16 protein-coding genes are annotated in these 18,244 nt (G+C 70.1%); 1 reads left to right on the top strand and 15 read right to left on the bottom strand.

What is annotated here, in order from left to right:
• Positions 1 to 7: 7 nt before the first annotated feature.
• From carB to pyrR, 6 genes are all read right to left on the bottom strand, one after another.
• Complete coding sequence (gene carB / locus OG972_RS33580) at positions 8 to 3,316, bottom strand: carbamoyl-phosphate synthase large subunit (protein ID WP_266987971.1); 3,309 nt, start codon at positions 3,314 to 3,316, stop codon at positions 8 to 10.
• The gene (gene carA, locus OG972_RS33575; RefSeq protein WP_266987969.1) at positions 3,309 to 4,451 is read right to left on the bottom strand and encodes a glutamine-hydrolyzing carbamoyl-phosphate synthase small subunit; all 1,143 of its coding nucleotides are present in this window, start codon (positions 4,449 to 4,451) and stop codon (positions 3,309 to 3,311) included. Before carA ends, carB begins: the two co-directional genes overlap by 8 nt.
• Positions 4,448 to 5,026, bottom strand: coding sequence for a hypothetical protein (locus OG972_RS33570; protein ID WP_266987967.1), 579 nt, complete (start codon positions 5,024 to 5,026; stop codon positions 4,448 to 4,450). The genes carA and OG972_RS33570 overlap by 4 nt, the downstream gene beginning before the upstream one ends.
• Complete coding sequence (locus tag OG972_RS33565; protein ID WP_266987965.1) at positions 5,023 to 6,309, bottom strand: dihydroorotase; 1,287 nt, start codon at positions 6,307 to 6,309, stop codon at positions 5,023 to 5,025. The genes OG972_RS33570 and OG972_RS33565 overlap by 4 nt, the downstream gene beginning before the upstream one ends.
• A 2-nt stretch (positions 6,310 to 6,311) precedes the next feature.
• The gene (locus OG972_RS33560; RefSeq protein WP_266987963.1) at positions 6,312 to 7,313 is read right to left on the bottom strand and encodes an aspartate carbamoyltransferase catalytic subunit; all 1,002 of its coding nucleotides are present in this window, start codon (positions 7,311 to 7,313) and stop codon (positions 6,312 to 6,314) included.
• Between the two features lie 82 nt (positions 7,314 to 7,395).
• Positions 7,396 to 7,980: a bifunctional pyr operon transcriptional regulator/uracil phosphoribosyltransferase PyrR gene (pyrR, locus tag OG972_RS33555; RefSeq protein WP_266987961.1), complete on the bottom strand. Its 585-nt coding sequence runs from the start codon at positions 7,978 to 7,980 to the stop codon at positions 7,396 to 7,398.
• 196 nt (positions 7,981 to 8,176) lie between these two features.
• Between pyrR and bldD the strand changes: the two genes are divergently transcribed.
• Entirely contained in the window at positions 8,177 to 8,677 is a 501-nt protein-coding gene (gene bldD / locus OG972_RS33550; RefSeq protein ID WP_014044812.1) for a transcriptional regulator BldD, read from the top strand.
• A 253-nt stretch (positions 8,678 to 8,930) separates the two neighbouring features.
• Here bldD and nusB read toward each other — a convergent pair whose 3' ends face one another.
• The 9 genes from nusB to mltG form a co-directional block, all read right to left on the bottom strand.
• Positions 8,931 to 9,362 carry a transcription antitermination factor NusB gene (gene nusB, locus OG972_RS33545; RefSeq protein WP_266987959.1) on the bottom strand — a complete coding sequence of 144 codons (432 nt, stop codon included), beginning with the start codon at positions 9,360 to 9,362 and terminating at the stop codon, positions 8,931 to 8,933.
• A gap of 2 nt (positions 9,363 to 9,364) precedes the next feature.
• Positions 9,365 to 9,931 carry an elongation factor P gene (gene efp, locus OG972_RS33540; protein WP_030918902.1) on the bottom strand — a complete coding sequence of 189 codons (567 nt, stop codon included), beginning with the start codon at positions 9,929 to 9,931 and terminating at the stop codon, positions 9,365 to 9,367.
• Between the two features lie 49 nt (positions 9,932 to 9,980).
• Positions 9,981 to 11,090 carry an aminopeptidase P family protein gene (locus OG972_RS33535; protein WP_266987956.1) on the bottom strand — a complete coding sequence of 370 codons (1,110 nt, stop codon included), beginning with the start codon at positions 11,088 to 11,090 and terminating at the stop codon, positions 9,981 to 9,983.
• Positions 11,091 to 11,188: 98 nt separating this feature from the next.
• On the bottom strand, positions 11,189 to 12,016 hold the full coding sequence (locus OG972_RS33530) for a Pro-rich N-terminal domain-containing protein (RefSeq protein ID WP_266987954.1): 828 nt from the start codon (positions 12,014 to 12,016) through the stop codon (positions 11,189 to 11,191).
• 165 nt (positions 12,017 to 12,181) lie between these two features.
• The gene (gene aroQ / locus OG972_RS33525; RefSeq protein WP_266987952.1) at positions 12,182 to 12,622 is read right to left on the bottom strand and encodes a type II 3-dehydroquinate dehydratase; all 441 of its coding nucleotides are present in this window, start codon (positions 12,620 to 12,622) and stop codon (positions 12,182 to 12,184) included.
• Positions 12,619 to 14,265, bottom strand: coding sequence for a 3-dehydroquinate synthase (aroB, locus tag OG972_RS33520; protein ID WP_266987950.1), 1,647 nt, complete (start codon positions 14,263 to 14,265; stop codon positions 12,619 to 12,621). Before aroB ends, aroQ begins: the two co-directional genes overlap by 4 nt.
• Complete coding sequence (gene aroC, locus OG972_RS33515) at positions 14,262 to 15,446, bottom strand: chorismate synthase (protein WP_037695345.1); 1,185 nt, start codon at positions 15,444 to 15,446, stop codon at positions 14,262 to 14,264. Before aroC ends, aroB begins: the two co-directional genes overlap by 4 nt.
• Positions 15,447 to 15,593: 147 nt before the next feature.
• Entirely contained in the window at positions 15,594 to 16,430 is an 837-nt protein-coding gene (locus OG972_RS33510; protein ID WP_266987947.1) for a shikimate dehydrogenase, read from the bottom strand.
• Entirely contained in the window at positions 16,417 to 18,153 is a 1,737-nt protein-coding gene (gene mltG, locus OG972_RS33505; protein WP_266987945.1) for an endolytic transglycosylase MltG, read from the bottom strand. The genes OG972_RS33510 and mltG overlap by 14 nt, the downstream gene beginning before the upstream one ends.
• Positions 18,154 to 18,244 lie beyond the last annotated feature (91 nt).

Below are 18,244 nucleotides of genomic sequence, written 5' to 3'. Positions count from 1 at the left end.
GGGCTGCCTAGTCGCGGGCCGCGGTCAGATGTTCCGCGTGTTCCTGGAGGGAACGTACGCCGACGTCTCCGTGGGTGAGCGCGTCGATGCCCTGGACAGCTGCGGCGAGCGCCTGGACCGTGGTCAGGCACGGCACCGCGCGGGCCACGGCTGCGGTACGGATCTCGTAGCCGTCGAGGCGGCCGCCCGTCCCGTACGGCGTGTTGACGATCAGGTCGACCTCACCGTCGTGGATGAGCTGGACGATGGTCTTCTCGCCGTTCGGGCCCTCGCCCTCGGACTGCTTGCGCACGACGGTGGCGTTGATGCCGTTGCGCTTGAGGACCTCGGCGGTGCCGGAGGTGGCCATCAGCTCGAAGCCGTGGGCGACCAGCTCGCGGGCCGGGAAGATCATCGAGCGCTTGTCGCGGTTGGCGACGGAGATGAAGGCACGGCCCTTGGTGGGCAGCGGGCCGTAGGCGCCGGCCTGCGACTTGGCGTACGCCGTGCCGAAGACCGAGTCGATGCCCATGACCTCACCCGTGGAGCGCATCTCCGGGCCCAGGACCGTGTCGACGCCGCGGCCGTGGATGTCGCGGAACCGCGACCACGGCATGACGGCCTCCTTGACGGAGATCGGCGCGTCGAGCGGCAGGGTGCCTCCGTCGCCGTTCCTCGGCAGCAGGCCCTCCTCGCGGAGCTCGGCGATGGTCGCACCCAGCGAGATGCGCGCGGCGGCCTTGGCGAGCGGCACCGCGGTCGCCTTCGACGTGAAGGGGACGGTGCGGGAGGCGCGCGGGTTGGCCTCCAGGACGTACAGGATGTCGCCGGAGAGCGCGAACTGAATGTTGATCAGCCCACGGACTCCGACGCCCTTGGCGATGCCCTCGGTGGAGGCGCGCAGCCGCTTGATGTCGTAGCCGCCGAGGGTGATCGGGGGCAGCGCACAGGCGGAGTCGCCGGAGTGGATGCCGGCCTCCTCGATGTGCTCCATGACACCGCCGAGGTAGAGCTCGGTGCCGTCGTAGAGCGCGTCGACGTCGATCTCGATGGCGTCGTCGAGGAAGCGGTCGACCAGGACCGGGCGGGTGGGGCTGATCTCGGTGGACTCGGCGATGTACGAGGAGAGCCGCGTCTCGTCGTACACGATCTCCATGCCGCGGCCGCCGAGCACGTACGACGGGCGTACGAGGACGGGGTAACCGATCTCGTCGGCGATGGCCTTGGCCTCGGCGAACGTGGTGGCGGTGCCGTGCTTCGGGGCCGGGAGTCCGGCCTCGGCCAGGACGCGGCCGAACGCACCGCGGTCCTCGGCGGCGTGGATCGCCTCCGGGGAGGTGCCGACGACCGGCACCCCGTTGTCCTTGAGCGCCTGCGACAGGCCCAGCGGGGTCTGGCCGCCGAGCTGGACGATGACACCGGCGATCGGGCCCGCGAGGGACTCGGCGTGCACGATCTCCAGCACGTCCTCGAGCGTCAGCGGCTCGAAGTACAGGCGGTCGGAGGTGTCGTAGTCGGTGGAGACGGTCTCCGGGTTGCAGTTGACCATCACCGTCTCGTAGCCCGCGTCGCTCAGCGCGAAGGAGGCGTGGACGCAGGAGTAGTCGAACTCGATGCCCTGGCCGATGCGGTTGGGGCCCGAGCCGAGGATGATCACCGCGGGCTTGGTGCGGGTCGCTACCTCGCTCTCCTCGTCGTACGAGGAGTAGAAGTACGGCGTCTTCGCGGCGAACTCGGCGGCGCAGGTGTCGACCGTCTTGTAGACCGGGCGGATACCGAGCGCGTGCCGCACCTCACGGACGACGTCCTCGCGCAGACCGCGGATCTCGGCGATCTGGACATCGGAGAATCCGTGCCGCTTGGCCTCGGCGAGCAGCTCGGGACCGAGCTTGTCGGCGGCGGCCAGCTCGTCGGCGATCTCCTTGATCAGGAAGAGCTGGTCGACGAACCAGGGGTCGATCCTCGTGGCGTCGAAGACTTCTTCCTGGGTGGCGCCGGCCCGGATCGCCTGCATCACCGTGTTGATCCGGCCGTCGGTCGGGCGGACCGCCTCGGCCAGCAGCTCGGCCTTGTCGCCGGGCTCACCGGTGAAGGCGAACTGCGAGCCCTTCTTCTCCAGGGAGCGCAGCGCCTTCTGGAGCGCCTCGGTGAAGTTGCGGCCGATCGCCATGGCCTCGCCCACCGACTTCATGGTGGTGGTGAGGGTCGAGTCGGCGGACGGGAACTTCTCGAAGGCGAACCGCGGGGCCTTGACGACGACATAGTCGAGCGTCGGCTCGAAGGAGGCCGGGGTCTTCTCGGTGATGTCGTTGGGGATCTCGTCGAGCGTGTAGCCGACGGCCAGCTTGGCGGCGATCTTCGCGATCGGGAAGCCGGTGGCCTTCGACGCCAGTGCCGAGGAGCGGGAGACGCGCGGGTTCATCTCGATCACGATGACCCGGCCGTCGGTCGGGTCGATGGCGAACTGGATGTTGCAGCCGCCGGTGTCGACGCCGACCTCGCGGATGATCGCGATGCCGATGTCGCGCAGCCGCTGGTACTCGCGGTCGGTGAGCGTCATCGCCGGGGCGACAGTGATCGAGTCACCCGTGTGGACGCCCATCGGGTCGAAGTTCTCGATGGAGCAGACGACCACGACGTTGTCGTGCTTGTCGCGCATCAGCTCCAGCTCGTACTCCTTCCAGCCGAGGATGGACTCCTCCAGGAGCACCTCGGTGGTCGGGGAGAGCGTGAGGCCCTGACCGGCGATCCGGCGCAGCTCCTCCTCGTCGTGCGCGAAGCCGGAACCGGCGCCGCCCATCGTGAAGGAGGGGCGGACGACGACGGGGTAGCCGCCGAGCGTGTCGACGCCCTGGATCACGTCGTCCATCGTGTGGCAGATGACCGAGCGGGCGGACTCGCCGTGGCCGATCTTCTCGTTGACGGCCTCGACGACGCCCTTGAAGAGGTCGCGGTCCTCGCCCTTGTTGATGGCTTCGACATTGGCGCCGACGAGCTCGACGCCGTACTTCTCCAGGACACCGTTCTCGTGCATGGAGATCGCGGTGTTGAGCGCGGTCTGGCCGCCCAGCGTCGGGAGCAGCGCGTCGGGGCGCTCCTTGGCGATGATCTTCTCGACGAACTCGGGGGTGATCGGCTCGACGTACGTGGCGTCGGCGATCTCCGGATCGGTCATGATCGTCGCCGGGTTGGAGTTCACCAGGATGACGCGCAGGCCCTCGGCCTTGAGAACGCGGCAGGCCTGGGTGCCGGAGTAGTCGAACTCGGCGGCCTGACCGATGACGATCGGGCCGGAGCCGATGACCAGGACGGACTGGATATCGGAGCGCTTAGGCACGCTGGCCCTCCATCAGGGATACGAAGCGGTCGAAGAGGTACGCGGCGTCGTGCGGGCCCGCGGCTGCTTCGGGGTGGTACTGGACGCTGAAGGCCGGCTGGTCGAGGAGTTGCAGCCCCTCGACGACCTGGTCGTTCAGGCAGACGTGGGAGACCTCGGCGCGGCCGAACTTCGTGTCCGACACCTTGTCCAGCGGGGCGTCGACGGCGAAGCCGTGGTTGTGCGCGGTGACCTCGACCTTGCCGGTCGTGCGGTCCTGCACCGGCTGGTTGATGCCGCGGTGGCCGTACTTGAGCTTGTACGTGCCGAAGCCGAGGGCGCGGCCCAGGATCTGGTTGCCGAAGCAGATGCCGAAGAGCGGCGTCTTCCGCTCCAGGACGCCCTGCATGACGGAGACCGGGTGGTCGGCGGTGGCCGGGTCGCCGGGGCCGTTGGAGAAGAAGACTCCGTCGGGCCGGACCGCGTACACCTCGTCGAGGGTGGCGGTGGCGGGCAGGACGTGCACCTCGATGCCGCGCTCGGCCATCCGGTGCGGGGTCATGCCCTTGATGCCGAGGTCGATCGCGGCGACGGTGAACTTCTTGGTGCCGATCGCGGGGACGACGTACGTCTCCTTGGTCGCGACCTCGGCGGAGAGGTCGGCGCCCACCATCTCGGGGGCTTCCAGCACCCGGGCCAGCAGCGTGGCCTCGTCGGCGACCGCGTCGCCGGAGAAGATGCCGACGCGCATGGCGCCGCGCTCGCGCAGGTGGCGGGTGAGGGCGCGGGTGTCGATGCCGCTGATGCCGACGACGCCCTGGCGCTCCAGCTCCTCGTCGAGCGAACGCTGCGAGCGCCAGTTGGACGGCACCCGGGCGGGGTCGCGCACCACGTAGCCGGAGACCCAGATCTGCTGGGACTCGGGGTCCTCGTCGTTCACCCCGGTGTTGCCGACGTGCGGGGCGGTCATCACGACGACCTGGCGGTGGTACGAGGGGTCGGTCAGGGTCTCCTGGTAGCCGGTCATGCCGGTGGAGAACACCGCCTCGCCGAAGGTCTCCCCCACGGCCCCGTAGGCGCGGCCGCGGAAGGCGCGGCCGTCCTCCAGGACGAGTACGGCGGGAGCTTTGGCGGCTCCCCGGGTGGAGATGGTCATCGTGCGGTGCCTTCCGTAGTGCTGGTGAGGTGGTGAATGGCGTCGACCCAGGCCGGGTGTTCGGCCGAGCGGTCGGAGCGGAAGCCGGAGTCGATCAGCTTGTCGCCGAGCGCCCAGGTGATGATCAGCAGTCCGCCCTCCGGGAGGACCTTGCCCGCGATGCCCTTGTCGAGCCGGGCGTCACGCAGCTGCGCGGCCGGGACGAAGAAGTCGGCTGCTCCGGGGCGTACGACGTCGAGTCCCTGCTCGGTCAGCGTGAGCTCCACGCGGCTGCGGGTACCGAGGCCGTGGGCGACGATCCGGTCGAGCCACTGCCCGGCGGTCGTCGAGGCGTGGTAGCGGCCGGTCATCGTCAGCAGTGGCTCGCCGTCGGCGTACCCCTCCGGCGTGGCGGGCAGCTCCGGCAGATCGGACTGCAGGCTCCCCCGCCACTTCCACCCCTGGCGCATCAGCCAGTAGATGAAGGCGATGAAGACGATCAGTCCGATCACCCAGCTGATGCGGGCGGACCAGTCGGTCACGTCCGCCGACTTCTGCTCGGCGGCCAGCTGGTACAGGGGGGTCAGTGATGTCACGCGAGCTTCCCGTCGACGACCGTGGCACGGCCCCGCAGGAACGTATGGGTGACGCGCCCCGGCAGCTCGCGCCCCTCGTACGGGGTATTGCGGCTGCGGGAGGCGAAGCCCGCGGGGTCCACGACTCCACGGTATGCCGGATCGACCAGCGTGAGGTTGGCAGGCTCACCGGCCGAGACGGGGCGGCCGTGTCCGTCGAGCCGGCCGATGGCGGCCGGGCGGAACGACATCCGGTCGGCGACGCCCGCCCAGTCGAGGAGCCCCGTCTCGACCATCGTCTGCTGGACGACGGAGAGCGCGGTCTCCAGACCCACCATGCCCATGGCCGCCGCGGCCCACTCGCAGTCCTTGTCCTCGTGCGGGTGCGGGGCGTGGTCGGTGGCGACACAGTCGATCGTGCCGTCGGCGAGCGCCTCGCGCAGGGCCAGCACGTCGGCCTCGGTGCGCAGCGGCGGGTTCACCTTGTAGACCGGGTTGTACGACCGTACGAGCTCGTCGGTGAGGAGCAGGTGGTGCGGGGTGACCTCGGCGGTCACGTTCCAGCCCTTGGACTTGGCCCAGCGGACGATCTCCACCGAGCCGGCGGTCGACAGGTGGCAGATGTGCACCCGCGAGCTGACGTGGGCGGCGAGGAGAACATCGCGGGCGATGATCGACTCCTCGGCGACGGCCGGCCATCCACCGAGACCGAGCTCGGCCGAGACGATGCCCTCGTTCATCTGGGCGCCCTCGGTCAGGCGGGGCTCCTGGGCGTGCTGGGCGACGACACCGTCGAACGCCTTCACGTACTCCAGCGCCCGCCGCATGATCACCGCGTCGTCGACACACTTGCCGTCGTCGGAGAAGACTTTCACTCCAGCGGCCGAATCGTTCATGGCGCCGAGCTCGGCGAGCTGCTTGCCCTCCAGCCCGACGGTGACGGCGCCGATCGGCTGCACGTCGCAGTAGCCGGACTCCTTGCCGAGCCGCCAGACCTGCTCCACGACACCGGCGGTGTCGGCGACCGGGAAGGTGTTGGCCATGGCGTGCACGGCGGTGAAGCCACCGACCGCCGCCGCCTTGGTGCCGGTGAGAACGGTCTCGGAGTCCTCGCGCCCGGGCTCACGCAGATGGGTGTGCAGGTCGACCAGACCGGGCAGCAGAACCTGCCCCTCGGCTTCGACGACGGTCGCGTCGCCGGCATCGATACCGGCACCGACCTCTGCAATGGTCTCGCCGTCGATCAGGACGTCCTGGGGCTCGCCACCGAGGACCTTCGCGCCGCGGATAAGGATCTTGCTCATGATTACTTGTTCTCCTCGGAATCAGCGGGGCGCGCAGCGTTTCGATCAAGGGTGGTGGCGGGCTCGGACCCACCCAGCAGCAGATAGAGCACCGCCATCCGGATGGAGACACCGTTGGCGACCTGCTCGACGGCCGTGCAGCGGTCGGAGTCGGCGACCTCGGCGGTGATCTCCATGCCGCGGACCATCGGGCCGGGGTGCATGACGATGGCGTGCTCCGGCATCCTGGCCATGCGCTCGCCGTCCAGGCCGTAGCGGCGCGAGTACTCGCGCTCGGTCGGGAAGTACGCGGCGTTCATCCGTTCGCGCTGCACACGCAGCATCATCACCGCGTCGGACTTCGGCAGCACCTCGTCGAGGCTGTAGCTGACCTCGCAGGGCCACTGCTCCACGCCCACCGGCACGAGGGTCGGCGGGGCCACCAGGGTGACATGGGCGCCGAGCGTGTGCAGCAGGTGGACATTGGAGCGGGCGACCCGGCTGTGCAGGATGTCGCCGACGATGGTGATCCGCCGTCCGTCCAGGTCCCGGCCCAGGCCGGCGTCGGCGCCGACCAGCCGGCGACGCATGGTGAACGCGTCGAGCAACGCCTGGGTGGGGTGCTCATGGGTGCCGTCACCGGCGTTGACGACGGCTCCGTCGATCCAGCCGGACGTCGCGAGGCGGTACGGGGCGCCGGAGGCACCGTGCCGGATGACGACGGCGTCGGCGCCCATCGCCTCCAGGGTCAGCGCGGTGTCCTTGAGCGACTCGCCCTTGGAGACCGACGAGCCCTTCGCGGAGAAGTTGATGACATCGGCGGAGAGGCGCTTGGCAGCGGCCTCGAAGGAGATGCGGGTGCGCGTCGAGTCCTCGAAGAAGAGGTTGACGACGGTACGGCCGCGCAGGGTCGGGAGTTTCTTGATCGGCCGGTCCGCTACCCGGGCCATCTCCTCGGCGGTGTCGAGGATCAGGACGGCGTCGTCGCGGGTGAGGTCGGCGGCCGAGATGAGGTGACGCTTCATCTGGGTGTTCTCCTGGAGAGTTCAGGCATGCGGGCGCGCGGAAGCTGTCGTACGACCGGTGCGTCGTACGGAATGTGTGCAGCTACTGCTCGCCTGCCGGGGCGGTCTGCTGGACGCCGAGCAGTACGGCGTCACGGCCGTCCTCCTCGGCGAGCTGGACCTTGACCGTCTCCCGCAGCGACGTGGGGAGGTTCTTGCCGACGTAGTCGGCACGGATCGGGAGCTCGCGGTGGCCTCGGTCGACGAGGACCCCAAGCTGCACCGCGCGGGGCCGGCCGATGTCGCCGAGCGCGTCGAGCGCGGCGCGGATCGTGCGGCCGGAGAAGAGAACATCGTCCACCAGAACGACCAGGCGGCCCTCGATGCCCTCGCCGGGGATCTCGGTGCGGGCCAGGGCGCGCGCCGGGCGCAGCCGCAGGTCGTCGCGGTACATGGTGATGTCGAGGGAGCCGACCGGCATCTTCCGGCCGGTGATCTCCTGGAGCTTGTCGGCGAGCCGACGGGCGAGAAAGACACCTCGGGTCGGGATGCCGAGCAGGACCACGTCGTCGGCGCCCTTGGCGCGTTCGACGATTTCGTGGGCGATGCGGGTCAGTACTCGGGCGATGTCGGGAGCCTCCAGAACGGGGCGTGCCGCATTGCCGGTGGCTTCGTGCTGTGCGTCCATAAGAAACGGACCTCCTTCTCCGCCTCACTGGACGGACCTTAAAGGACGTCGAAATTGCGTCATCAACGTTACCAGGGCTTGTACCAGCCCCTGGTCGCACCCCCGGGAGGTGCCGGTCCGGACCATTCGGCTTGACGCATCCAAGTAACGCTGCGTAACCTCACAGTGAGTTACCAGACTTCGTCCGGGGAGCCTTATGTCCAGCGAATACGCAAAACAGCTCGGGGCCAAGCTCCGTGCCATCCGCACCCAGCAGGGCCTCTCCCTCCATGGCGTGGAGGAGAAGTCCCAGGGCCGCTGGAAGGCCGTCGTGGTCGGCTCGTACGAGCGTGGCGACCGCGCCGTCACCGTACAGCGCCTCGCCGAGCTGGCGGACTTCTACGGGGTCCCGGTGCAGGAGCTTCTGCCCGGTACGACGCCGGGCGGGGCCGCAGAGCCGCCGCCGAAGCTCGTCCTGGACCTGGAGCGGCTTGCCCACGTCCCGCCGGAGAAGGCCGGACCGCTGCAGCGCTACGCCGCGACGATCCAGAGCCAGCGCGGTGACTACAACGGCAAGGTGCTCTCGATCCGCCAGGACGACCTGCGCACGCTGGCCGTGATCTACGACCAGTCGCCGTCCGTGCTCACGGAACAGCTGATCAGCTGGGGCGTGCTGGACGCGGACGCGCGTCGCGCGGTTGCCCACGAGGAAGGCTGACGTCCGGGGCTGAAGCCCCGGCCAGCAGAAACGTACCGCCGGGTTGCCAGGCGCCTTTTCGGGCCCCGGCAGCCCGGCGTTTCTTCTGCCCCGGTCCGGGGTGCGGGGCCACCGCGGGGGGCGGTGCGGTTCTCGCACCCGGGTCCGGGGCACCGCACCACGCAGCAGACCCGCCCCGCCCAGGGGCCCCGCACGCCGAAGGGCCCACGGTCACCCGACCGTGGGCCCTTCGTGGGCTGAACGCCGCCGCAGCCTACGCCTCGCGGCGAAGGTTCGGCTTGAGGTCCTTGAACCGGGCGAGCAGCCCGTTCACAAAGGCTGGGGAGTCATCCGTGGAGAACTCCTTGGCAAGCTGCACCGCCTCGTCGATGACCACCGCGTCCGGCGTCCCGTCCACCCAGATCAGCTCGTACGCACCGAGCCGCAGGATGTTCCGGTCGACGACCGGCATACGGTCGATCTCCCAGTCCACGGCGTAGGTGATGATGAGGTCGTCGATCCGGTCGGCGTACTGCGCGTACCCCTCGACGAGCTCCATCGTGTACTCGGTGACCGGCGGCTGACGGGTGTCGGACCGCGAGTGCCGAACCCAGTCCGCGAGGACCGTCTGCACGGACTCACCGCGCTGGTCGGCCTCGAAGAGAATCTGGAAGGCGCGCTTGCGGGCCGTGTTCCGGGCAGCCACGGTTAGCTGTTCACCCGGCCGAGGTAGTCGCCCGTGCGGGTGTCGACCTTGATCTTCTCACCGGTGGTGATGAAGAGCGGGACGCCGATCTCGTAACCGGTCTCCAGCGTGGCGGGCTTGGTGCCACCGGTGGAGCGGTCACCCTGCACGCCCGGGTCGGTGTGCTGGATGGTCAGCTCGACGGCGGCCGGCAGCTCGACGTAGAGCACCTCGCCCTCGTGCTGGGCCACGGAGGCCGTGAAGCCCTCGATGAGGAAGTTGGCGGCGTCGCCGACAGCCTTGCGGTCGACCATCAGCTGGTCGTACGTGTCCATGTCCATGAAGACGAAGTACTCGCCGTCCATGTACGAGAACTGCATGTCGCGGCGGTCAATGGTGGCCGTCTCGACCTTCACGCCGGCGTTGAACGTCTTGTCGACGACCTTGCCGGAGAGCACGTTCTTGAGCTTGGTGCGCACGAAAGCCGGGCCCTTGCCGGGCTTGACGTGCTGGAACTCGACGACGGACCAGAGCTGGCCTCCGTCGAGCTTGAGCACCAGGCCGTTCTTGAGGTCGTTCGTGGAAGCCACGGTTGCGGAATCTCCTGGACTGAAGCTGGTGGACGGCCAAGGATGCGCGCTAGAGCGCGAGCAGCTCCTTGGTCGTAATGGTGAGTAGCTCGGGTCCGCCGTCCGCCTCGGGGCGCACGACGAGCGTGTCATCGATCCGGACCCCGCCCCGGCCCGGGAGGTGGACCCCCGGTTCGACGGTGACCGGCACACAAGCGTCCAGTTTACCCATGGCTGCCGGTGCCAGCTGCGGGTCCTCGTCGATTTCGAGTCCCACACCGTGCCCGGTCCAGGGTGCGAGGCACTCTCCGTGGCCTGCGGAGTCCAGGAGATGCCGGGCCGCGCGGTCCACATCGCGGTATGCCGCGCCCGGCACGAGAGCCTCGCGTCCGGCCCGCTGAGCGGCGAAAACCAGGTCGTACAGATCGATCTGCCAGGCGGCCGGCGCGGTCCCGATGACAAACGTACGGCCGATCTCGCACCGGTAGCCACGATAGTTCGCGCCGAGACAGACGGAGAGGAAATCTCCCTCCTCCACGCGCCGGTCCGAGGGCCGGTGGCGGCCCTGACCCGAGTTGGGTCCGGTGGCGACCGAAGTGGCGAAGGCGGGGCCGTCGGCGCCGTGGTCCACCAGGCGCCGTTCCAGTTCCAGGGCGAGGTGCCGTTCGGTGCGGCCGACCAGAATCGATTCGAGGAGTTCGCCGAGAGCCTGGTCGGTGATCTCGGCGGCGATCCGCAGACAGGCGATCTCCTCCTCGTCCTTGACGATGCGCAGCTGCTCGACCGTGGCGCCGAGATCGGTCAGCCGGAGCCGCGGGGCGACCGAGCCCATGGCCCGGTGGCGAGAGACCGTCAGATCGTGTTCCTCGACGGCCAGCGATTCCGCGCCGGAGGTGGTGGCCAGGTCGGCTGCGGCGACCGCCGGGTCTTCGCCGCCGGAGGGGGGCAACAGGGCCAGCCGCAGCTGGTCGTCGGTGTGGCCGTGGTCGGGTTCGCCGGTCGGCGCGCGGGGGCAGAGCAGAACGTCCTCGTCGGGGCCGAGCAGCAGCACGGCACCCGGGGGCGCTCCGCCCGCGAGATAGCGGACGTTGGCGGGGCGGGAGACCAGGGCGGCCGCGGATCCGACGGCGGCGCACCGGTCGCGGAGCAGCCCGCGGCGGACGGCGTACACCTCTGACATGCCACGAGCCTACGAGCGGGGGCGCCGGGCCGCCCGGTCAGCGCATCCGACCGGGGGGGCCGGCCGCCACCGGACCGGAGACCGGGGCCGGCCTGCCGTCACCAGGCCGGCGGGCTGGCTATCGAGCGGGCGAGTACGTCGTCGAGGACGCGGGCCGTGGTCTCCACGTCGTACGTCGAGTTGTCGATGATCGGCAGCCCCGAGCCGTACCAGCCCGCCATCCGTCCGTGGATCCGGGCGACCTCCTCGTCCGAGAGGCGGCGGTTGCCACTGCGGGCGGCGTTGCGCTCCAGCACGATCTCCAGGCCGGGCAGGAGCACCACGGGCAGAAGCCCCGGGCCCACATGACGCTTCCAGCCGCCCAGGCCCACGACGGGGCGGTCCGGGAAGACCGCGTCGTCGAGGATGCAGGAGATCCCGTTGGCCAGGAAATTACGGGCGGCGAAGCCGCAGGTGCGGCGGGCCAGGCGGTACTGGGCCTCCGAGTGGTCGTTCCACCCGGTCTGCGGGTCGGCGAAGCCGGAGCGGACCCATTCGCGGACGTCGTCGAGGCTGACGTGGGCGGTGGGAACGCGGCGACGGCTGGCCCACAGTTTGGCCACGGTCGTCTTGCCCGCGCCCGCGGGGCCGATCAGGAGGACGGCGAGCGTCGCCGTGCCCGTGCCGGGCTCGGCGGGTGGTGCGGGCAGCGGCACGGGGCCGCCGGGCGGCAGCTGGATGTGCCCGGTGGTCTCCCGGGACACGGGCGCCGGGGCGTGGTGCGGGGCGGGGCCCGTCCAGCCGGGGCCCTGGGGCGCGGGAGGGGGCGGGGGCGGCGGCCCCGGCGGACCGGGGTGGCCGGGGTGCTGGGCCTGGTGCGTCCAGCCGGCAGGTCCGTTTCCGGGTCCTTGGGGCGGCGGCAGCGGGGCCCCCACTGCATGCTGCATCCGGTGCCACTCCGTCTCGTACAGGCAACTGGCGCTGGTGGAACGGCAACCGTACCTCCCCCGGCTACCGCTGGGAGGTGCCCCCTCCCGGCCGTCACACAGGGAACGGCCGGGGACGGTCCGGAGTGCCCCGGCGGCCGGGGTTCCGGCCGACGGGGCCCCGTGTCAGTCCGTCAGTTCGTCGGCGAGGGCGCGCAGGGCGAGCCGGTAGGAGCCGATGCCGAATCCGGCCACGGTCCCCGTGGCGACCGGCGCGACGACGGAGGTGTGGCGGAATTCCTCCCGTGCGTACGGGTTCGAGATGTGTACCTCGATGAGCGGGGCGGTGCGCTGAGCGGCCGCGTCCCGCATTCCGTACGAGTAATGGGTGAAAGCCCCCGGGTTGAGAACGACCGGAATTGACCCGTCCGCGGCCTCGTGCAGCCAGCGGATCAGCTCGCCCTCGTCGTTGGTCTCCCGGACGTCGACGTCGAAGCCGAGCTCCTTGCCGAGCGTCCGACAGGTTTCGACGAGTCCGGCGTACGACGTCGCGCCGTACACATCGGGCTCACGGGAGCCGAGTCGGCCGAGGTTCGGCCCGTTGAGCACGAAGACCCTGCGGGTCACGCCGACACCTCCCCGTACGCGGCGAGCAGCACGGCCGGGTCCGGGCCCTCCAGGACGGTGGGCTTGCCCAGTCCGTCGAGGACGATGAAGCGGAGCAGGTCGCCGCGGGACTTCTTGTCGACCTTCATGTTCTCCAGCAGCTTGGGCCACTGGTCGCCGCGGTAGGTGAGCGGCAGTCCGACGGACTCCAGGACCGCGCGGTGCCGGTCGGCGGTGGCATCGTCGAGGCGGCCGGCCAGTCGGCCCAGCTCGGCGGCGAAGACCATCCCGATGGAGACGGCCGCGCCGTGGCGCCACTTGTATCGCTCGTTCTTCTCGATGGCGTGACCGAGGGTGTGACCGTAGTTGAGGATCTCGCGGAGCCCGGACTCCTTGAGGTCGCTGGAGACGACCTCGGCCTTGACCCGGATGGAACGCTCGATCAGCTCCGCGGTGTGCGGTCCGGCGGGCGTACGGGCGCCCTCCGGGTCGGCCTCGATCAGGTCGAGGATCGCGGGGTCGGCGATGAAGCCGGCCTTGATGATCTCGGCCATGCCGCTGACGTAGTCGTTCACGGGCAGCGAGTCGAGGGCTGCGAGGTCGCAGAGCACCCCGGCCGGCGGGTGGAAGGCGCCGACGAGGTTCTTGCCCTCGGCGGTGTTGATGCCCGTCTTCCCGCCGACGGCCGCGTCGACCATGGCGAGCACCGTCGTCGGCACGGCGATCCAGCGCACTCCGCGCAGCCAGGTGGCCGCGACGAACCCGGCCACATCGGTGGTGGCGCCGCCGCCGACACCGACGATGACATCGGTGCGGGTGAAGCCGGTCTGGCCGAGCGCCTTCCAGCAGTACGCCGCGACCTCGACGGTCTTGGCCTCCTCGGCGTTCGGCAGCTGAACGGCAATGGCCTCGTACCCCTGGTCGGCGAGGTCCTGGCGGACCGCCTCACCGGTCTCGGCGAGCGCCTCGGGGTGCAGGACCGCGACCCGCCGGGCGCGGTCGCCGATCAGCGAGGGCAGCTCACCGAGCAGCTGTCGGCCGACCAGCACCTCGTACGGGTCGGTGCCCGCGCTCCCGGCGATCTGGATGCGTGTGGGTCCCTGGTCCGTCATGCGTGTGTTCTCCCGGCCGGGTGCCGCGGGGTCGCCCGCGCTCTCCGGCAGTTCCAGTGCGTCGAGGACCGCCTGGGCGACCTCTTCGGGTGTGCGCTCGTCGGTGGCGACGGTCGCCCGGGCCACCTCGTCGTAGAGGTGGCGGCGGGCGTCCATCAGCTCGCGCCACTGGCGGCGCGGGTTGACGGCGAGCAGTGGGCGTGCGGTGTTCAGCCCGACCCGCTTGACGGCCTCCTCCACGTCCATCGAGAGATAGACGACGGCGTGGCCGGCAAGCAGGGCGCGGGTCGTCCCGTCGAGCACGGCGCCGCCGCCGAGCGCGAGGACGCCGGTGTGCTCGGCGACGGCGGTGCGTACCGCCTGCCGTTCCAACTTGCGGAAGTGCTCCTCGCCCTCGTCGTAGAAGATCTCCGAGATCGGCTTGCCCGCCGTGGCCACGACATCCGCGTCGGTGTCCCGGTAGGTGGTGCCGAGCCGGTCGGCGAGCAGCTCACCGACCGTGGACTTGCCGACGCCCATCGGGCCGACGAGGACGATCAGCGGGCCGCTCATCGGATCTGGAGGTGGTCGAGGTACGACTGCACGTTGCGGTGGGTCTCGGGGACGCTGTCCCCGCCGAACTTCTCCGCCACGGCGTCGGCCAGAACCAGCGCGACCATCGCCTCGGCGACAATGCCGGCGGCCGGCACCGCGCAGACATCGGAGCGCTGGTGGTGCGCCTTGGCCGGCTCACCGGTGACGACGTCGACGGTGGCAAGCGCGCGGGGCACGGTCGCGATGGGCTTCATCGCGGCGCGGACCCGCAACAGCTCGCCGGTGGTCAGACCGCCCTCGGTACCACCGGAGCGGCCGGAGGCGCGCTTGATGCCGTCCTCGGTGACCAGGATCTCGTCGTGCGCCTTCGAGCCGGGAACCCGGGCCAGGTCGAAGCCGTCGCCGACCTCGACACCCTTGATCGCCTGAATGCCCATCAGCGCTGCGGCGAGGCGCGCGTCGAGACGGCGGTCCCAGTGCACGTGCGAGCCGAGGCCGACCGGCACTCCGTACGCGAGCACCTCGACGACACCGCCCAGGGTGTCGCCGTCCTTGTGGGCCTGGTCGATCTCGGCGACCATTTCCTTGCTCGCGGCGGCGTCGAGGCAGCGCACCGGGTCGGCGTCGAGCTTCTCGACGTCGGCGGGCGTGGGGTAGACGCCGTACGGCGCCTTGGCCGCGGCCAGCTCGACGACGTGGCTGACGATCTCGATGCCCGCGGTCTCCTTGAGGTACGACCGCGCGACGGCGCCGAGCGCCACCCGGGCCGCGGTCTCCCGGGCGCTGGCGCGCTCCAGGATCGGCCGGGCCTCGTCGAAGCCGTACTTCTGCATGCCCGCGAGGTCGGCGTGGCCCGGCCGGGGACGGGTCAGCGGAGCGTTACGGGCCAGGGTGGCGAGCTCGTCGGGGTCGACCGGGTCGGCCGACATGACCTGCTCCCACTTGGGCCATTCGGTGTTGCCCACCATCACGGCGACCGGGGACCCCATGGTCAGACCGTGGCGTACTCCACCCAGGAAGGTGACCTCGTCCTTCTCGAACTTCATCCGTGCGCCGCGGCCATAGCCGAGCCGCCGCCGGGCGAGTGCGTCCGCCACCATCTCCGTGGTGATCGGGACGCCGGCGGGAAGACCCTCCAGCGTCGCCACGAGTGCGGGGCCGTGCGACTCCCCCGCGGTCAGCCAGCGCAACCTGCTCAACGGTGCTCCTCATGCTCGCGCCTGGAACTGCAACGGCGCGACCGGGTGCGCGACCCTGGCCCGCCGCCTTCGATCCTCCCACGCCCGGGCCCCCGAACCGGCCGCCGGTCCAGCAGACGGACGGATCGGGGCGCGCGATCGGTGTGGTCAGCGGGCGGCGAGCGCCTCTTCGCCGGCCTTCCGCATGGCTGCGAGCGGGGCGGGCGAGCGGCCCGTCATCTGCTCGACCTGGAGAACCGCCTGATGCACCAGAAGGTCGAGACCTCCGACGACTGCGCCGCTCCGGGACGACCAGGCGGCCGCGAGTCCGGTCGGCCAGGGCTCGTACAGCACATCGAAGAGCGTGCCGGGAGCGTCCGGTACCGCACCGGCCAGCGCGTCCGTGGTTCCGGCGGGCGTGGTCGCGATCACCAGGGGTGCGCGCAGGGCCTGCCCCGCATCCGCCCAGTCGGCGATCCGGACGTCGACGCCGAGGCGTTCGCCCCATCCGCGCATCTCGTCGCCGCGTTCCCGGCTCCGTACGTAGGCGGTGACCGGTCCCGCGCAGATCTCCGCCAGCGCGGCGAGCGCGGAGGATGCGGTGGCTCCGGCGCCGAGGACAGCGGCGGAGTCGGTCTTCTCCACGCCGCGTTCGCGCAGGGCGGCGATCATGCCGGGGATGTCGGTGTTGTCGCCGACGCGACGGCCGTCCGGGGTGAGGACCACGGTGTTGACCGCCTCCACCGAGGACGCGGTCTCGCTGATGGAGTCCAGCAGCGGGATGATCGCGCGCTTCAGCGGCATGGTCAGCGAGAGCCCGGCCCAGGAAGAGTCCAGGCCCTCGATGAAGCCGGGCAGCGCCTGCTCGTCGATCTCGAACCGGTCGTAGGACCAGTCGGTGAGGCCGAGTTCGGCGTACGCGGCGCGGTGCAGGACCGGGGAGAGCGAGTGGGCGATGGGCGAGCCGAGGACGGCTGCCCGGCGGCGCCCGTCAGTTGAGACCATGCTGTTCCTTGAACTTCTGGTTGAGCTTCTCGTGGTCGGCGGCCGTCTTGGTGAACTCGGTCTTTTTGCCGTCGAGCGAGATGAAGAACATCCAGCCATCACCGGTCGGGTTGAGCGTCGCCCGCAGTGCCTCGTCACCGGGATTACTGATCGGGCCGGGCGGCAGACCCTGATGGTAATAGGTGTTGTACGGGTCGTTGTTGCTCCGGATCTCGCTCGATCCGATCTTGATCTTGCTCTGCTTCTTGAGGTAGTTGAAGGCGGAGTCGAACTCAAGCTTGCGATTGGTGACGGTGTTATCCGGCTTCAAGCGGTTGTAGACGACTTCGGCCATCTTGCGGAAGTCATCGTGTGTGAGGCCCTCCGCCTGGACCAGGCTGGCGACCGTGAGCACCTGCCAGGGGTTGTCCAGCTTGTACTTCTTGGCTGCCCCTTCGAGGTCGACCTTGTCGTACTCCTCATTGGCCCGGGTGACCATCTGCTTGAGGACGGCCTCCGGCTTCATCCCCTTGGCAGCCGGATAGGCCGCGGGGTAGAGGAAGCCCTCCAGCGGGTCCTTGAGTTCCGGGTGGTTCTTGGCCCATTGCGGGAGCCCGAGGCTGCCCGCTTGTTTCTTGGCGACATCGCCGGTGGTGCCTGCCTTGAGACCGAGCTTCTTGTCGATCAGCGTGTAGACGGCCGCGTTGCGCCAGCCCTCTGGGACGACCAGCAGGTTCTGGCTCTTCGGGTCGAGCATCAGCTTCACGGCCGCGGCCGCGGACATCTCCTTGTGCAGGAGATAGACACCCGCCTGGATCGACTTCCCCTTGGGGTTCTCGGCCTGCGCGGCGATGAACGCGTCAACGCTCTTGACGACGCCCTTCGCCTTCAGGATGCCCCCGATCTCGTTGCCGAGGGCGCCCTTCGGGATCTCGACCTCGACCGTGCCGGAGCCCTGGCCCGAGTAATCGGGTGCGGCGCCGAACTGTTTCTGCCAGTACGTGTAGCCGAGGTAGCCGACCCCGCCGAGACCGCCGGCGATGACCACGGCGACGACGAGGCAGGCACAACCGTTGCGGCTCTTCTTCTTGCCCTTGCCGCGGCGTTCGCTTCCGCCGCGGCCACCGCCCCCGCGCGGATCGTCGTCGTACTCGTCATCGTCGTCCCGGGGGTCCCGGTCGTCGTCGGCGCCCGTGAAGAAGGGGTGTGTCTCCTCCTGCGGTACGTCCGGGTCCCAGTCGGGGTTCCGCGGCGGGGCCTGTTCCGGCGCGGCCTCGCGTCGGCCCGGGGGCTGCGGCGGCGGGTACGCATCGGGAGTGCCGTAGTAGTCGCGCGATTCGCCGTAGCCGTTCGTTCCGTTCCCGTACGGATCGTTCGGAGGGGCGCCGTACGGCATCGCGGCCTGCTGGCCGGTGTCCCAGCCGCCGTTGTACTGCGGCTGAGGGGCCTGCTGGGCGTACGGGTCGTGCTGCTGCGGCTGCTGCGGCTGCGCGTAGGGGTCCTGCGCGTACGGGTCCTGCGGGGCGCCGTACTGCTGGTGCTGCTGGTACTGCTGGTGCTGCGGGTGCTGCTGGTACGCCTGCTGCGGCTGCTGGGCATAGGGGTCCTGCGGGTAGGGCTGCTGCGGGTCGCCGTACTGGCTCTGGCCGTGGGCAGCCTGCTGGCCTCCCCATCCCTGGTCCCCGTACAAGGGATCCTCGGGATGCCACGGTTCGGAGCCGGGGCCCCGGCCATACTCAGTCATCGATCCCCTAGAGCCGCGAGACGAACGTCCGCCTCTTTGCTGTGCGGTGTTTGTTCGAACACCGCCGCATCGCGCGGAACGTTACCGTATC

The sequence above is a fragment of the Streptomyces sp. NBC_01669 genome (assembly GCF_026339735.1).
GTDB lineage: Bacteria > Actinomycetota > Actinomycetes > Streptomycetales > Streptomycetaceae > Streptomyces > Streptomyces yanii.
This window is presented reverse-complemented; position numbering and strand designations above follow the sequence as displayed.

Excerpts from the sequence above, each read along its gene's own strand:
- carA (WP_266987969.1), bottom strand. The coding sequence starts at position 4,451 with ATGACCATCTCCACCCGGGGAGCCGCCAAAGCTCCCGCCGTACTCGTC.
- OG972_RS33565 (WP_266987965.1), bottom strand. The coding sequence starts at position 6,309 with ATGAGCAAGATCCTTATCCGCGGCGCGAAGGTCCTCGGTGGCGAGCCC.
- OG972_RS33560 (WP_266987963.1), bottom strand. The coding sequence starts at position 7,313 with ATGAAGCGTCACCTCATCTCGGCCGCCGACCTCACCCGCGACGACGCC.
- pyrR (WP_266987961.1), bottom strand. The coding sequence starts at position 7,980 with ATGGACGCACAGCACGAAGCCACCGGCAATGCGGCACGCCCCGTTCTG.
- bldD (WP_014044812.1), top strand. The coding sequence starts at position 8,177 with ATGTCCAGCGAATACGCAAAACAGCTCGGGGCCAAGCTCCGTGCCATC.
- OG972_RS33535 (WP_266987956.1), bottom strand. The coding sequence starts at position 11,090 with ATGTCAGAGGTGTACGCCGTCCGCCGCGGGCTGCTCCGCGACCGGTGC.
- OG972_RS33530 (WP_266987954.1), bottom strand. The coding sequence starts at position 12,016 with ATGCAGCATGCAGTGGGGGCCCCGCTGCCGCCGCCCCAAGGACCCGGA.
- aroB (WP_266987950.1), bottom strand. The coding sequence starts at position 14,265 with ATGAGCGGCCCGCTGATCGTCCTCGTCGGCCCGATGGGCGTCGGCAAG.
- OG972_RS33510 (WP_266987947.1), bottom strand. The coding sequence starts at position 16,430 with ATGGTCTCAACTGACGGGCGCCGCCGGGCAGCCGTCCTCGGCTCGCCC.
- mltG (WP_266987945.1), bottom strand. The coding sequence starts at position 18,153 with ATGACTGAGTATGGCCGGGGCCCCGGCTCCGAACCGTGGCATCCCGAG.